A 16,661-nucleotide genomic window follows, 5' to 3' on the forward strand; every position below is an offset into this window, starting at 1 on the left:
AATCCCTTAGCATGCTTGGAGAAAAACTGTACAATGCACATTATAACCATCCAAAACCGAATATACTGGTTATAGGTGATGTGATGCTGGACCATTATATCTTTGGAACTGCCTCCAGGTTATCCCCCGAAGCCCCGGTACCCATTGTAAATGTTAAAAACGAAAATAAGATCATCGGCGGCGCCGCAAATGTAGCCTGCAACCTGATCGATCTCGGGGCATCAGTATCTCTTGCCGGCATTACGGGCGATGATGCATTCGGAGCCGAAATCAAGGCAATCCTGCAAACCAAAAACATTGGTGCAGAGCTGATCCTGAAGGACAGCACACGTACTACAACGGTAAAAACACGGGTAATAGCCTCCAACCATCAGATAGTAAGAATCGACCAGGAGGATACACATGATATCCCCGGCGATCTCGAAGATATATTTTATACAGCGCTCCTGCCTGCTATCAAAGAGAGCGATATTGTAATCCTTTCTGATTACAACAAAGGCTTGCTTACACCCTCATTGTCATTGAAGGTGATTGAGGCCTGCCATCAACTGAATAAAAAAGTGATCGTAGATCCGAAAGGACTCGATTATACAAAATATAAGGGAGCGTTTATCATCAAGCCAAACCGCAAGGAACTGGCAGAAGCAGCGAAAACTGAAAAGATCCATAGTCAGGCCGACCTGGAAGCAGCAGCAAAAGTGATTTTTGACGTTACAGGTACAGATTACCTGATAGTCACGCTTTCCGAAAATGGTATTGCAATAATTACTCCGGAAAGCTGCAGCATTCTTCCTGTAGTAGCCAATCAGGTTTATGATGTAACGGGTGCAGGTGATACTGTGATCGCCACTTTAGCTTATTGCTTAGGACTGGGTTTCTCTATCGAAGAAGCCTGTACAATTGCCAATTATGCCGCTTCAATTGTGATCAAACATATCGGAAGTGCCACTACCACTATTGAAGAAATACTAACCGAAATAACAGCAAAATAATGGTTTTAGAAGAACTGAATAATCATAAGCAGACGATAGACAGGGTAATTGCCGCACTCGTTCCGGCAATAGAAGAGGGCTGCGAAATGGTAACCAGCGTTCTTGCTGCCGGGGGCAAAATCCTGCTTGCAGGTAACGGGGGCAGCGCCGCCGATGCACAGCATATAGCTGCTGAACTGGCAGGCAGGTATGTGAAGGAACGCAAAGCATTGCCCGGAATTGCGTTAACGGTTGACACTTCGGCCATGACTGCCATCAGCAATGATTACGGGTTCGACTTCGTATTTTCGAGGCAACTACATGCCCTGGCCCGTGAAAACGATTTGTTTATTGCCATTTCTACCAGCGGCAACAGTAAAAACATCATTCATGCGCTGCATACAGCCAAAGAACTGGGTTGTAAAACCCTGGGTTTATCTGGAAGGGACGGCGGTGAAATGAATGAGCTCTGCGATCTGAATATTGTAGTGCCCGACGAAACAACGGCAAGAATTCAGGAAATGCATATCCTGATCGGACATATTTTCTGCAATGCAGTAGACCTGAATTATTAAAGATGAATAGCAAGGATACCTTAAGCCGGAAAATAGTTTCCCTCAGTGAGTTAAAGGACTTAACCGACTCCTGGAAAGCAGAAGGAAAAAAAATAGTTTTTACAAATGGCTGCTTTGACCTGCTGCATGCGGGCCACGTAGCTTATCTTTCCGAGGCCGCTGATCTTGGAGATAAGCTTATCGTTGGCCTCAACAGTGATCAGTCTGTTTCCTGCATCAAAGGTCCGCAAAGACCTGTAAACAGCGAAACTACACGCAGTACTCTTCTGGCGTCAATGTTCTTCATCGACGCAGTAGTATTGTTTGGCGATGATACTCCCTTAGAATTGATTAAAACAGTACTGCCGGATATTCTAGTGAAAGGTGGTGACTACACAGTAGAAAGTATAGTGGGTGCAAAAGAAACCATCGCCAATGGAGGCAAGGTTGAAGTCCTGAGTTTTTTGCCGGGATTCTCATCTACTGCCATAATTGAAAAAATAAAGCGCTCAGAATAAATTCTAAAGATACTATATTGAAAAGCCCTAAGAAAATATTGGTGATCAGGTTCAGTTCAATGGGTGATATCATTTATACTACCCCTGTTGTCCGCTGCCTCAAAGAACAGCTTCCAGGCTGTGAGGTGCACTTCCTGACCAAAGAGCAGTTCAAATATATCTATGAGGGAAATCCCTACCTCAGCAAACTCCACCTCTTAAAACCCAGGTTAAAGGATACCATCCGCGAAATCAAAGAGGAGCAATTTGATATGATTATCGACCTGCATAATAACCTGCGCACGTCAATCATCAAGCTGTCTGCACAAATTCCATCTTCGACCTACAAAAAAGACAGGATCAGGAAATGGCTGGCCCTGAAATTCAAATGGACCTCCCTGTTTTCCAAAGATCATCTGGTAGACAGATACATGGAAACCGTCAAATTCCTGGGCGTAAAAAACGATAACCGGCCGATCGATTACTATGTGCGTAACCAGTACCAGATCGCAGATTTCCTCCCTCCCTCCCATCAGGGAAAATTTATTGCTTTCATTATTGGTGCCACCCACTTTACAAAGAGAATGCCCAATGAGAAGATCATTGAGATCTGCAGGGGGATTGATGTGCCAATTGTACTGCTGGGAGGTAACGATGTAAAAGACAATGCCGCAGAAATCAGCAATGCTGTTGGCGCAAATATATATTCTACCTGTGGATTGACCAATCTTGATCAGTCGGTCTTTATCGTTTCACAGGCCCATAAAATCATTGGTTTTGATACCGGACTAACGCATATTGCAGAAGCGTTTGACCGCCCGATAGCGTCTGTATGGGGAGGAACAACACCTGAATTGCTGGGGGTATATCCTTACCAGGTAAAAGATTCACTTATTGTGGGTATTGATCTCGACTGCAGGCCATGTTCCAAGTTTGGCCTTGAGCAATGTCCGCTTGGACATTTTAAGTGTATGAAAAACATTCCTGCTGAAGAGATTGTTACTTTCTCAAACACTTAACAGGGAAAAACTAACCAATCGTGAACCTCTAATTAACATCATGGCCAAACAACTTATCGTCGTGAGACACGGCAAATCAGACCAGGGCGAATATGGTATGTCTGATTTTGACAGGACACTGAACCACCGCGGAAATAAAAACGCAAATGAAATGGCCGAAAGGATTACACAGAAAGGTATTATTCCTGAACTGATTGTCAGCAGCCCCGCAGTGAGAGCCTTAACAACAGCCAAACATTTTGCTGATGTATTAAAGTTTCCCTATAATGCTATCCAGCAGGAACAAGCTATTTATGAAGCCAATACAACTGCATTGCTGAAAGTGATCAACCAGCTGAATAACGATTACGAACGTATAGCCTTGTTTGGGCATAATCCCGGCTTAACCGAGCTTGTGAACTACCTCGCTGATGCTAAGATCTATAATCTGCCAACAGCGGGAGTAGTAGTGATAGATTTCCCGTTTGATGACTGGTTTTTGGTAAGTCAGCACACAGGAAGTCTTTTTTTCTTTGATTCTCCAAAAAATCAGGAGGATTAAAAATGCAGATGTTTCACCGTTAAGCCATTATTGATCAACTGCTTAAGAGAGTCAATACCGATTTTCAGATGTACTTCAACATAGTTGGTAGTTACAGTGCTGTCGCTTTCTGCAGTTTTAACGCCTTCAGGGATCATCGGCTGATCAGAAACCAGCAGTAAAGCACCTGTAGGTATTTTATTGGCAAAACCTGTGGTAAAGATTGTTGCAGTTTCCATATCTACGGCCATTGCCCTCAGGGTTTTCAGATATTTTTTAAATTCCTTGTCGTGTTCCCAAACCCTGCGGTTGGTAGTGTAACAGGTACCCGTAAAATAATCGCGGGAATGGTCACGGATTGTTGTAGAGATTGCCTTCTGCAAGGCAAATGAAGGCAAAGCAGGCACCTCTGGTGGCATATAATCATTGGAAGTACCTTCTCCCCTGATTGCTGCAATTGGCAGGATCAGATCACCCAGCTGGTTTTTCTTTTTCAGTCCGCCGCATTTTCCAAGAAACAATACTGCTTTGGGCATTATTGCACTCAGCAAGTCCATCATTGTGGCCGCTAGAGGACTTCCCATACCAAAATTGATAATAGTAATCCCATTGGCTGTTACGCTCTGCATTGGTTTGTCCAGTCCCATGATCGGGGCATTGTCGTTCCATTCTGAAAACATCTGCACATACTTGCTGAAATTGGTGAGCAGGATATATTCACCAAATTCTTCGAGAGGTCTTCCGGTATATCTGGGCAACCAGTTTTTTACGATATCACCTTTGGATTTTAAACCAGCTTTAACCGGGGATTCTACTTCTTTTACTTTTTTAGCTTTTTCTACGATGACTTCATCTTTCTTTACTTCTTTTTCTTCATTCATATACATTCATTTAATTCATAATCTGCAAAACCGCTATACCTGGTAAAATAACAAGATAAAAAAAATCCCCGTTGATTAGACGGGGATTAAATTTTTAAGCAGCTTTTAACTTTTTAAAGTCGGCCTTTTCAAATTTCTCAACCGCATAATCGAGCGAGATGACCAGCTCCTTTATACTCGTATCAGACGGGATGTCAAACATGGCATCCAGCATGATTGCTTCACAAATGGACCGTAATCCCCTTGCACCAAGCTTATATTCCATGGCTTTATCAACGATGAAATCAAGAACGTCATCTTCAAAAACAAGCTTTACTCCTTCAAATTCGAACAGTTTTACATACTGACGGAACAACGAGTTCTTTGGCTCCGTTAATATATTACGCAATGCCTGTTTATCCAGAGGGTTCAGGTGTGTCAGTACAGGAACACGTCCGATCAGTTCAGGAATCAATCCGAAAGATTTTAGATCCTGCGGAGTGATATACTTGTACAGATTGTCCAGGTCAAGTTCTGTATCATCTTTCTTCACTTTATAACCTACTGCCTGGGTACGTAACCTGTTGGCAATCTTACGTTCGATACCATCAAAGGCACCACCGCAAATAAACAGGATATTGTTGGTATTCACCGGGATCATTTTCTGGTCCGGATGTTTACGTCCGCCCTGAGGAGGAACATTCACAACTGTTCCTTCCAAGATTTTCAACAAAGCCTGTTGTACACCTTCACCGGATACATCTCTTGTGATAGACGGGTTATCGCTTTTACGCGCTACCTTATCCACCTCATCGATGTATACAATTCCGCGTTCTGCAGAAGCCACATCATAATCCGCAGCCTGAAGCAGGCGGGTAAGGATACTTTCCACATCTTCACCTACATATCCTGCTTCGGTTAGTACCGTAGCATCACAGATACAGAAAGGTACATGCAATATTTTGGCAATAGTTTTCGCCAGCAGGGTTTTACCTGTACCGGTTTCTCCAACCAGCATGATATTCGATTTTTCAATCTCTACCTCATCGCCTTTGTCTACTTTCTGCCCTAACCTTTTATAGTGGTTATACACAGCTACCGAAAGCACCTTTTTGGCATCATCCTGACCAATAACGTACTGGTCAATGTGAGCCTTAATCTCCATTGGTTTCAGCAGGGTAACTGAAGCATCCAGGCCTTTCGACTGTTTATTGCCGAATTCCTGCAGCACCAGCTGATGAGCCTGGGTAACACATTTATCACAAATGTATGCATCAAGCCCTTCAATAAGCATTAAAGTATCCTGCTTACTTGAACCGCAAAAAGAGCAACGGGATTCTTTTGTTTGTTTAGCCATTATCTATTTTTTATCCGAATTGGAACCTAATACTTCGTCAATCATTCCGAAACTTTTGGCTTCATCAGCTTTCATCCAGTAATCACGGTCTGAAGCTTTTTCTACCCATTCATAAGTCTGGCCTGAATGATCAGAAATAATATCATATAATTCTTTTTTCAATTTCAGCATTTCTCTCAGGTTGATCTCCATATCTGAAGCTACACCCTGTGAACCTCCTGAAGGCTGGTGGATCATTACGCGGGAGTGAGGTAACGCTGCACGTTTTCCTTTGGCACCTGCAACTAACAATACTGCACCCATTGAAGCAGCCATACCTGTACAGATTGTAGCTACATCAGGGGTAATATACTGCATTGTATCATAAATACCTAATCCTGCATATACAGAACCACCTGGTGAATTGATATAAATCTGGATATCCCTGTTGTTATCTGTAGACTGCAGGAACAGCAGCTGAGCCTGTATAATGTTTGCATTACCATCATGAATTGCATCTCCAAGGAAGATGATCCTGTCCATCATTAAACGGGAGAATACATCCATTTGTGCAACATTCAGCTGGCGCTCTTCAATGATGTAGGGCGTCATGCTTTTTGGAGACATGTTGGTTTGGCCAATATAACGATCAACGTTTAAGCCGTTAATACGGTGGTGTTTAACTGCGTACTTTCTAAATTCGTCTTTATCTATATTCATTGTTATAATAATATATATTAATTTATTTGTCGTTTATCCTTGCCAAAGTACTTAAACTAAGTTGGCAATTTATTTGGGTATTGTAAAATTAATTTAGCGGATATAAATAAGGCGGCCTCAGGTAGAGCCGCCTTATGATAAGTATAAAGAACTGACAATCTCTTTAAAAGATTAAGTCATTTCTATAAATTTATTATAAGCTATATCTTTTTGGTCTAAAGTTGCAACCGACTGAATGTATTCAAAAACTTTTAAAGCTTTTACTTCTTCAAAAATGCGGTTAGCGTTGTCTTTTTCCTGAAGGAATGTGGCAGTATACTGAGCCAGTTGATCTTCAGGCAGCGGAGCAGGGCTGTACATTTTGAATTGTGCATCTAAACGTTGTTTAGCCGTTGCGAACACATCTTCGTATTTAATCTCGAGGCTGTTGTCTTTAATGATTTTGTTTTCAATTAAAGTCCACTTTAAGTTTTTAGCAAAATCTTCATATCCTTCAGCCAGTTCAGCATCAGATAATTTTTCGTTCGTTGCTTTTAACCACTTGCGTAAGAACTCATCAGGTAAGTCCATTTTTACGTTTTCAGTTAACTGAGTGTACATATCGTTTTGTAGTTTGCGGTCTGCATCCTGTTTAAACATCCCCTCAATTTCCTCTGTGATCTTTGCAGTGAAACCAGCTTCGTCAGTCACTACACCTTCACCAAATATTTTATCAAAGAACTCCTGGTTCAGATCTGATTCCTCTAAACGGTTTACATTTTTAACCGTTACCTGAAATTTACCGTCCAGATCTTTAGCTGCTTCTTCTTCGATATTCAATAATTTCGCAATTACTGTTTCATTGTTATCGAAAGCTTTCTGCACATCCAGTTCAAATACATCGTCTTTTTTCTTACCGGTCAGAGATTTTAAAATCGCTTTATCTTTTACAAGATCCAGACGGATAGAACCAGTACTGGTTATCCCACCTTCAAAAACTGAACCATCAGGAGAAAGTTGTGCTAATTCGGCATAAAGTACATCTTCGTCTGCCGAAACTTCCGGGTTTGTCATTTTGCCATAGCTGCGGCGGATGTTTTTGATACGTGCAGCCAGGGTCTCTTCATCAGCTTTCACATTGTACTGAACAAATTTATCTTTAGATGTGATCGTAATATCCACAACCGGGGCCAGACCAATTTCATAGTCGAACTCAAAAGCGTCAGTACCGTCCCATTTAAAATCTTTTGAATCATCTATTACCGGCACAGGCTGACCAAGAATCTCTACCTTGTTGTCTGTTAAATACTTGTTAAGGTTTTCACTCAGCAAAGTATTAACGGTTTCTACAAGGATGCTTCTGCCGTACATTTTTTTAATGTGCGCCGCAGGTACCATCCCTTTGCGGAAACCCGGAAGAGTAGATTTTTTGGCTTGTTCTTTTATAGATTTATCGACCTTCTCAGTATAATCTTCAGGCGAAATGTTAATTTTTACAACTGCGTTTAAGTCGTCAATTTTTTCCTGTGTAATATTCATCTTTCTGAATCAATGTTTTAAAATGTCATTTAATCAAAAATCCAGCCGATATGCTGCCGGATGGTTGTAGGGTGCCAAAAGTATTATTTTTTCCTGAATTAGGCAGTGTTAAATGTCAATTTGTCTGCCAGATAATAGATTACCTGCAATTTTAACCGTACTGTATGTGCTGCATTGCATTTAACAAATTCTTAACACAGGCATTAAGCCATGCACATGCGGGAATGATATTTTGCCGGCTTAACCGCAACTATATGAAGTATAATTTACTACTGCTACTCGTCTGCTCAGTTTTGCAGGATGTAAAAAAGACAAACAGGATTCAACTACCGAAGAAGAGTTTTTTGTGAATGAAGATGCTGCTACATTTTCACAGATCAGTTCTCTTGATATTGGTGATACCGCAGCTGCTTAAATCTCCGCATTTGATCGGGCAATCAACCGTTTGTGTAGTGAACAATGGAACAGTTAATAAGATTGACGTGATCGATTTCAAAAATCCGGCAAATATGAAAGTAATCGGCTCTATCCTTATTGCGCCATACGGCGGCGCTGTGAACAGCGTAACTGTTTCTGATGGTAAACTTGCTGCTGCCATCGAATCTACAAATAAACAGGCAAATGGTAAGGTTGCAGACTGCTTGTGGTAAGCAGCGAAAATGATGGTGTTATCACAGTTTACACACCGAAAACGGTCTAAACCAGATTACAGCTTAACTACAACTGATACCACATTCTAACGTTGCTCGTACATTGCTCGATGAGCGTTCCTACCTCGTTCCTTGTATGTTCTGTTTGTGTTCCTCTCGGGCTTACGGCAGCCGTACCAAAAACATACCCCGGGCTTACCTCAGCTATACCTAAAAGGTAAGGCTGAGGTAAGCCCGGGGTATGTTTTTGCTATAAGCGTGGTATGGCTGTTAAGAGCACTGACAAAACACTCTCTGAACGAACACAGAGCACTGTACAAGCAATACACGAACAGTATACGGGCAATGACACTGCTTAATGAGGGTATAAGTTCTTTTCTGCATACTGAGAAGGTTTTTGGGCAAACTCTTCCTGAAAACATTTACTGAAATAGCCTGCATTGCTAAATCCTACCCTATCGGAAATCTCAGCGATGGTAAACTCTTTCTGAATGAGCAGCTGCGCTGCTTTCTTCAGTCTGACCGAACGAATGAATGCTGAGGGTGTCTGCCCGATGATAGCCATCAATTTCCTGTACAAGCCAGAACGTTCCATATTCATATCACTGCTCAGCTCTTCAACCGAATATAGTGAATTACTCATGTTTTTTTCAATGAAAGCAAGCGCTTTACGGATCAGCTTTTCATCGATATCAGAAGTTGTCACCGATGAAGGCTGGATAATAATAGCATTCTTGAAAAGGTTCTTTCTTTGCTCCTGTTGCTCCAGCAGGTTACGTATACGGATAAACAAAAGATCTATATTGAAAGGTTTTGTGATATAAGCATCCGCCCTGACCTGATAGCCCTGATTTTCATCAGAATACCGGGCAGTAAGCAGGATCACCGGAATATGCGAAGTGGCAACATTCCTTTTGAGCTGGTCACACAGTTCGATGCCACTCATTTCCGGCATCATAACGTCACTGATTACCAGATCGGGCATATCTGAGAAAATCATATCCAGAGCTTCGCGGCCGTTGGTTGCAGCAATGACATCAAAATGATGCTCAAGCTGCCCCAGCAGAAAGTTACGGAATTCAGTATTATCTTCAGCGATCAGCAGCTTAATCCCCTGGGCAGGATGATGTTCAGGCTGATCCCTCAGATTCTGGATAATAGCAGGTTTCAGATCTGCAGGTATATATAGTGAAAACTCTGTTCCGGAACCTGATACGCTCTGAACGCTGACTGTTCCTTCATGCAGCTCTGCATACTCTTTTACCAGATGAAGACCGATACCACTGCCTGTATTCTCAGCGCCCATATTATCCGACTGAAAAAATACATTGAAAATATCAGGCAGATCCTTTTTTGAGATTCCCAGTCCTGTATCCTGCACAATAATCAATACTGCCGGCCGTTGCGATCCCGGTATCAGGGAGTTCATTACCCTCATGCTGATCTGCCCACCCTTCGGTGTAAACTTAAAGGAATTGGAAAGCAGGTTATTTACAATAATTTCAAGCTTATTCTTATCAAAGTATAGCGAGGGGTTTTCAGTATATTCTCTTTTGAACGCTATATCTTTACTTGCTGCCAGATAGTCAAATGGCAGGCATACACTTTCTATGTACTCCTCCAGGTTACAGTATCCCAGATGCAGGGCATCCCCATTCAATTCCAGTTTGCGGAAATTAAGCAGCTGGTTAACCAGATTCAGAAGAGTAGTTGCATTACGGTAAATACCACTAAGCTTCTGTTTGAGTGCCAGGTCTTCTGTGTTTTTCAAAATGACTTCAAGCGGGCTCATGATCAATGTAAGCGGGGTCCTGAGTTCGTGACTGATATTGGTAAAGAAGTTAAACTTCAGCTGGTCCAGTTTTTCTGCCTGCAGAGTCAGCTGCCGGGCTTTGGTTTTACGGATATACCATGAAACAGCAAGGTAAATAAGCAGAATACCTGTCAAACAATAAATGATGATCGCAATCGAAGTAGCCCACCAGGGTGCCGTTATGGTGATCAGTAATTGTTCTGTTTTGCCTGTCCAGCCAGAACCATTTTCTGAGGCCTGGATTTTGAGAAGATAAGTTCCTGGCGCTATATCAGTATAGGTAGCATGCCCTATTCCACCGGGCGTATTCTGCAGGTTCCAGTTGTGATCTACTCCTTCAAGGCGATAGCGGTAGAAGGTATGAGAAGGATTGGCGTAATTCAGCGCCGAAAAGTCGATGGAAAAAAAGTTCTGATCATGTTTGAGTTTCAAACTTTTTGTGGCCGATATCGCGTTCTCCAGGATTTTATTGCCCTGATAGGTTTCGTTCTGAATGATCTCCGTACCAAACAACCTGAAACTTACGAGTACCGGATTAAGGGTCTTATGGGACGCGGGGCTTTGATCCAGTTTTAATTCATTAAAGCCATCCACACCGCCCATCAAAAGATACCCATCAGTGGTTATCAAAGAAGAGCGTGGAGAAAACTCAGTGGTCATCAATCCATCATACCTGTTAAAATGGCTAAAGCTGAAACTTCTGCTTTTTGTGCCTGTTTCTACTATAATCCTTGAAATGCCATTGGCAGTTGAGATCCAGATTGCTCCCTTTGCATCTTCCGACAAGGACTTTACTGCATTGTTAATCAATCCATTGCCAGTATGAAATGTCTGAAGTTTCTTATCTTTATCGTCCCAGACATTCAGGCCATCCTGTGTTGCGAACCAGAGCATTCCGCGGCTGTCAACAAATAAGCAGTTGTACTGGTGGTTGTTATGTCTGAACATTGCAGGCTTCTTTTTAACATGGTCCATGACCTGCAATACCGAATCCTTTGGATGATAAACAAACAATTCCCAGTAAGGCGAACCGATTAATTCTCCCTTCCACCAGATCATCTGTTTGATCCGCGAGGGCCAGTTCTCTTCAGTTCCTTTGAAAGCTAATGCTTTCGAAGTACCCCCGGCCGGATTAAAGCTGAGCACACCTCCCTGCTCAGTGCTTACATAGAGCAGTCCGCCGGAAGCTGGCATAATGCTGTTAACTTCGCCAAGAGGGTAAAATTGAACGGTACTCCCGGAGATACAGTACAGTCCTGCTGTTGCGCAAATCCATATTCTGCCGCTGCTGTCTTTGTATAAATAATTGCAGTGTATATTTTTCAGCTGATCAGAAAACGGAACAAGTTTCATCGGAGCACGCTGATAACGGTAAAGGCCCCTATTGGTACCAACCAGAATATCATTCTGATTACTCTGGACAAAACACGTTACCTGCATTACTTTCTCATCCGGCTGCTTAAAAAGTGACCTGTCAAAAGAAGTAAACCTGAGACGGTCCTGATGAGTATACAAGAGGCCTTTGTACAATGTTGATATCCATAGCCCTCCCTGTAAATCGTAGTAGGCACTGGTAACTTCAGTGGAGAATGATTTCCCATCGGACAGATGAAGAGTGGAAATAAACTCAGGTTTTAAGCCGCGGCCGATCATCCATAATCCATACCGGCTGCTGATCGCAAGGGAACCCTCTCTGTTAACAGCAACATCATTTAACCAACCCGGATTGTCCAGTAGTTTTTTCCATTTCTTTTCAGCAACCTGGTACTCCAGCAGCACAGCACGTTTATTTAAATTGCTGAGCAAATAGAGGGTGTTATTCCCATTGACAACATGAAGATAACGGGCAAAGGTTTCTCCTGTTTCTCCTTCCATTGCATTTTCTCTTCCCGTTTCTTTCTTTGATAGCACATCATAGCGTACAACAATACCGGAACGGTAAAATAACCGCGCTTCCCCGCGGAACAAGGCAATATCAAACAGCGTATTTTTCTTATTATTATCTATTGATATCCCTGCCAGGAAAAGCCGGGCAGTTTTTTCTTTAGGATCTTTGCGGTACAATCTACCGGTAACAGTAACAAACCAGAGATTTTTTCCGGCATCCATAAAAAAATCACTGATTGCCTCTTTCAGCCCGAATGATGTCAGAATACTATCCGGATGCTTCTCATACCTTTCATTTGTCAGGTCAATAAGCATGAGCTGGCCTTTTCTTTTGATCCAAAGCCGGTTGTTATTTTCGAGGTATGGATAATGATATCCTTTGTAGCCACGGAGAGGGTAAAGATTCTCATCATCCAGGTGAATATATTGAAAGGAAGAGCCATTATAGAAATTAACCATCCCCTCGGTGATGACCATCATCCTCCCATCAGGGAGCTGACCTATGCTCCGCACATTATTGTCAGACAAGCCATTGCTGCTTTCAACTGTTGTAAACGCGTTGAATTGCTGCGCCATAGCCAAGCGGCACAGAAATGAAAGGAAACAGACTAGTAGTATTTTCAATTTGTGTCTTAAATATAAAAGTACAGAGACTGCTTTACAGCTTCAGGTTATAAATGGTTTGCAACGGGTATTGTTTTGTTATTAAATGTCAAAATACAATTTAAATATTCAATTGTGTTAAAGAACGTGTGAAAAATTTCTTTTTATATAAAAGATGATGACGCAGAAACACAAATCAAGTCTTAAAATAGCCTATAAGCCTTTTTTTTCAACATCAGTACTATTACTTTCAACGAGAACGTAAACAGTTTGCGCACAACAAACATAGCTTTGTTAAGCTGTTTCACTTCAGCATACCAATATAAATTAGGGTTATTTAATGTATGACATGATGAAAATCTCAAACGGTTTATCAATGCTTTACCATTTACTTGAGTAAGCAACTCCTTTCCTGATCCCAATAGGAAAATACCAATAATAGCCAAATATCAAAACCAATTAGTTCAAATGAAAAACAACTTCTACTATGAGCCCCTACGGAGGCATGAGCGACTGATCCGTTGTCTCATTTTTAATCTGTTTGCTATTCTCTCTCTAACCTCCTTGAAGGGATTTGCTGCAGAATCTGCACATATAAACTTTAAGGATGCATTGGCCATCCGGGTTACCGGTACTGTTACCGATGAAAACAAACTGCCACTTCCGGGTGTAAGCGTACGCGTTAAAGGAACTGCAGCAGGAACACAGACTGATGTGAATGGAAAATTTGTGATTACCGTACCATCAGATGATGCCAATGCAATATTGGTATTTTCCTATTTAGGTTATGAAAGCCTGGAACAACCACTCGGAGGAAAAACCACCATTACGGTTCAATTAAAAGATAATGTTAAAACACTGAACGAAGCAGTTGTGGTAGGTTACAACGTAGTAAAGAAAAGCGATGTAACCGGTTCTGTTGTCAGTGTTACGGAAGAAGATATACGTTCGAGACCTGTATCCAATGCGCTTGAAGCTATGCAGGGGAAAGCTGCAGGTGTAGATATTACATCCAGTCAGCGGCCGGGAACGATGGGTGCGATTACGATCAGGGGACAGCGTTCCGTGAATGCCAGCAACAATCCACTTTATGTGGTAGACGGTGTTCCGCTCGCTGCTGGCGGCATCGATGCGATCAATCCAAACGATATTCAATCAATTGATATCCTAAAAGATGCTTCTGCAACAGCAATATATGGTTCAAGAGGTGCAAACGGGGTAATCATTGTGACAACCAAACGTGGAAAAAACGGTTCAATGCAGCTGAGTTATGTGGGTACTGTCACGGCAGAACAAATTGATAACCGTACGGAAATGATGAATTCTGAGCAGTACATAGATTTCCGCAGGGATGCTTACCGCAGAATCAATTATCTGAACGCTGCCCAGGGGAAAACTACTGCTGCAGGTACAGGTTATTCTTCGCTCGGCCCAAACCAGGTGGATGACCAGCGTATTTTTGGTGGAGATTCATTTGCCCTGGCCAATGTAAATAAAGGTTGGGTAAATGGGGTTTGGAACGGAAGCCTTGTACCAACCACCAACTGGACTGATATGGTACAACGTACTGCATATACTCAAAACCACACCCTGAGTGCCAGCGGTGGTACCGAAAAAGTTAAGGCCTATGGCTCGTTTGGCTACCTGAAACAGGATGGCACACAGCTTGGACAAGATTTTGAGCGCTACACAGGTAACCTGAGCGTGGACGTAAACCCTACAAAATGGTTTGCTATGGGTGGTAGCGTAAACATCACCAGCTCTATCCAGAATTATGGTTTTACCAGCTCATCTGCTACCGGACCAACCAGTTTATATGCAGCTGCGCAGGGACAACTTCCTTATGCTATACCATTTAATCCTGAAACTGGCGAACGCATTAACCTGCCTGGTGGCGACGTAGGTATTTTGAATCCCATTGGTGAAGACAAAAACACAACAACACAGAACAGGACCATCCGTACACTGGGTTCTATTTATGCAGAAGCTACCCTGCTGCCTGGTTTAAAGATCCGCAGTAACTTTGGCCCGGATTTTCTGAACACCAGCAATGGCCAGTTTGCTTCAGCCAATGCAATTAACCGCGGGGGCGGACAACCCGGCTCAACGAACTTTGCCAGCCTTTCGCAGGGCAACAATTTTGCTTATACCTGGGATAACCTGCTTTATTATAATAAAACGATTAAAAAACACGACTTTGGTTTAACATTACTCCAAAGTACATCTGCTACACGCAATGTAACGCTGGCAACCTCAGCTGTAAATGTTCCCTATGACAAACAGCTTTGGTATCAACTGAACTCCGTAAGCCTGCCAAACAGCTTCTCATCCAATCTTACCCAGTCACAGCTTCAATCCTACATGGCCAGGGTAAATTACACTTATGACAGCAAATATCTGTTAACTGCATCAGCCCGCTGGGACGGTGCATCGCAGCTGGCCCCGGGACATAAATGGGACTTTTTCCCATCCGTTGCACTGGCATGGCGTATGGATCAGGAAGATTTCCTGAAATCATCCAGCTGGATCAACCAGATGAAGTTACGTTTCGGTGTAGGTACAACAGGTAACTCTTCAGTAGACCTTTATTCTTCAGAAGGACGTTTACAGGCATTGTATTATACATTTGGCAGCGCTGCTACAGCAGGCTATGTATCTTCGGATGCATCACTGTCTACCCCGATTCCCCTGCCTAATCCAGATCTGGGCTGGGAGCACACTACACAGTATAACCTTGGAGTTGACTTTGCCATCTTTAAAAGCCGCATCAATGGTGTCATTGATATCTATTCGTCTAAAACTACAGATTTACTCTTTCTGCGAAGTATCCCTTCTGTTCTCGGATATACATCAACATATGATAACGTAGGTTCTACTGCCAATAAGGGTATTGACCTTACGCTGAACAGTACGAATATTACGTCAAAAGATTTCAGCTGGTCAACCAATTTTTCTTTCACTGCAAACCGCGAGAAGGTGTCCTCCTTAGCCAATGGCAAGGTTGATGACATCAATAACCTGTTGTTTATCGGGCAGCGTATTTCGATCTATTACAATTATGAGAAAATAGGGATATGGCAGGATACCCCGCAGGATCAGGCCGAAATGGCAAAATATACGGCTGCCAACAATGGTATCCGTACATTCTATCCCGGAACGATCAAAGTGGCGGATTTAAATGGCGACTATAAGATTGACGCCAATAATGACCGTAAAATTGTTGGGCACAGGGCACCCGACTGGAGCGGTGGCTTAAACAATACTTTCAGCTACAAAAAATTTGAGCTATCTGTTTTCCTTTACGCCAGATGGGGCTTTACAGTACCCACAGGTGCTGAAATTTTACAGGGAAGATACGCACAGCGCGTGTTAGATTACTGGACGCCTACCAATCCGACCAATGCCTACCCGGCGCCTAATTATGCCAGCGCTACAGGAGACACTTATGTGAGTTCAATGGGTTACCAGGACGGATCTTACATCGCCATCCGGAATATTTCGCTCGGCTACTTCTTATCCGACAGAATTAACAAGAAACTGGGCGTATCCAGGATCAAGGTATATGCACAGGCAGCAAATCCAGCGCTGCTCTATTCAAAAATTGGCTGGATCAATCCTGATCTCGGGACCTCCTATTATAACAGGGGATTAACAGCAGGTATTAACGTAGGATTCTAAACTGCAAGCGCTATACAATTGATAACTCAATCACA

The 16,661-nt window shown here is 42.6% G+C and carries 12 protein-coding genes; 7 read left to right on the forward strand and 5 right to left on the reverse strand.

Translation table 11 applies throughout. From position 1 onward, the window contains the following. The first annotated feature begins 11 nt into the window (after window positions 1–11). From rfaE1 to ABWY16_RS02360, 5 genes are read left to right on the forward strand one after another with little or no spacing between them, the layout of a single operon-like run. The gene (gene rfaE1 / locus ABWY16_RS02340) at window positions 12–992 is read left to right on the forward strand and encodes a D-glycero-beta-D-manno-heptose-7-phosphate kinase (protein ID WP_353903042.1); all 981 of its coding nucleotides are present in this window, start codon (window positions 12–14) and stop codon (window positions 990–992) included. Beyond that, entirely contained in the window at window positions 992–1,546 is a 555-nt protein-coding gene (locus tag ABWY16_RS02345) for a D-sedoheptulose 7-phosphate isomerase (RefSeq protein WP_353903043.1), read from the forward strand. The genes rfaE1 and ABWY16_RS02345 overlap by 1 nt, the downstream gene beginning before the upstream one ends. A gap of 2 nt (window positions 1,547–1,548) precedes the next feature. Then, complete coding sequence (rfaE2, locus tag ABWY16_RS02350; protein ID WP_353903044.1) at window positions 1,549–2,043, forward strand: D-glycero-beta-D-manno-heptose 1-phosphate adenylyltransferase; 495 nt, start codon at window positions 1,549–1,551, stop codon at window positions 2,041–2,043. 17 nt (window positions 2,044–2,060) lie between these two features. Beyond that, complete coding sequence (locus tag ABWY16_RS02355) at window positions 2,061–3,041, forward strand: glycosyltransferase family 9 protein (RefSeq protein ID WP_353903045.1); 981 nt, start codon at window positions 2,061–2,063, stop codon at window positions 3,039–3,041. A gap of 40 nt (window positions 3,042–3,081) precedes the next feature. Then, window positions 3,082–3,582, forward strand: coding sequence for a SixA phosphatase family protein (locus tag ABWY16_RS02360; RefSeq protein WP_353903046.1), 501 nt, complete (start codon window positions 3,082–3,084; stop codon window positions 3,580–3,582). Here the strand turns inward: ABWY16_RS02360 and ABWY16_RS02365 are convergent. The 4 genes from ABWY16_RS02365 to tig form a co-directional block, all read right to left on the reverse strand. Then, complete coding sequence (locus tag ABWY16_RS02365; RefSeq protein ID WP_353903047.1) at window positions 3,579–4,442, reverse strand: AMP nucleosidase; 864 nt, start codon at window positions 4,440–4,442, stop codon at window positions 3,579–3,581. The genes ABWY16_RS02360 and ABWY16_RS02365 overlap by 4 nt on opposite strands. Window positions 4,443–4,536: 94 nt before the next feature. Beyond that, entirely contained in the window at window positions 4,537–5,778 is a 1,242-nt protein-coding gene (clpX, locus tag ABWY16_RS02370; RefSeq protein ID WP_353903048.1) for an ATP-dependent Clp protease ATP-binding subunit ClpX, read from the reverse strand. A gap of 3 nt (window positions 5,779–5,781) precedes the next feature. After that, window positions 5,782–6,477, reverse strand: coding sequence for an ATP-dependent Clp endopeptidase proteolytic subunit ClpP (clpP, locus tag ABWY16_RS02375; protein ID WP_142528989.1), 696 nt, complete (start codon window positions 6,475–6,477; stop codon window positions 5,782–5,784). Window positions 6,478–6,648: 171 nt separating this feature from the next. Continuing rightward, on the reverse strand, window positions 6,649–7,995 hold the full coding sequence (tig, locus tag ABWY16_RS02380) for a trigger factor (protein WP_353903049.1): 1,347 nt from the start codon (window positions 7,993–7,995) through the stop codon (window positions 6,649–6,651). Between the two features lie 452 nt (window positions 7,996–8,447). Between tig and ABWY16_RS02385 the strand changes: the two genes are divergently transcribed. Then, complete coding sequence (locus ABWY16_RS02385) at window positions 8,448–8,645, forward strand: hypothetical protein (protein WP_353903050.1); 198 nt, start codon at window positions 8,448–8,450, stop codon at window positions 8,643–8,645. Window positions 8,646–9,000: 355 nt separating this feature from the next. Here the strand turns inward: ABWY16_RS02385 and ABWY16_RS02390 are convergent, their stop codons facing one another. Next, window positions 9,001–12,921, reverse strand: a complete 3,921-nt coding sequence (locus tag ABWY16_RS02390; protein ID WP_353903051.1) for a hybrid sensor histidine kinase/response regulator transcription factor — start codon at window positions 12,919–12,921, stop codon at window positions 9,001–9,003. Between the two features lie 495 nt (window positions 12,922–13,416). Here ABWY16_RS02390 and ABWY16_RS02395 point away from each other — a divergent pair, with 495 nt between their 5' ends. Next, window positions 13,417–16,626, forward strand: coding sequence for a SusC/RagA family TonB-linked outer membrane protein (locus ABWY16_RS02395; protein WP_353903052.1), 3,210 nt, complete (start codon window positions 13,417–13,419; stop codon window positions 16,624–16,626). The last annotated feature ends 35 nt before the right edge of the window (window positions 16,627–16,661 follow it).

The sequence above is a fragment of the Pedobacter sp. genome, assembly GCF_040513095.1.
Classification (GTDB): domain Bacteria; phylum Bacteroidota; class Bacteroidia; order Sphingobacteriales; family Sphingobacteriaceae; genus Pedobacter.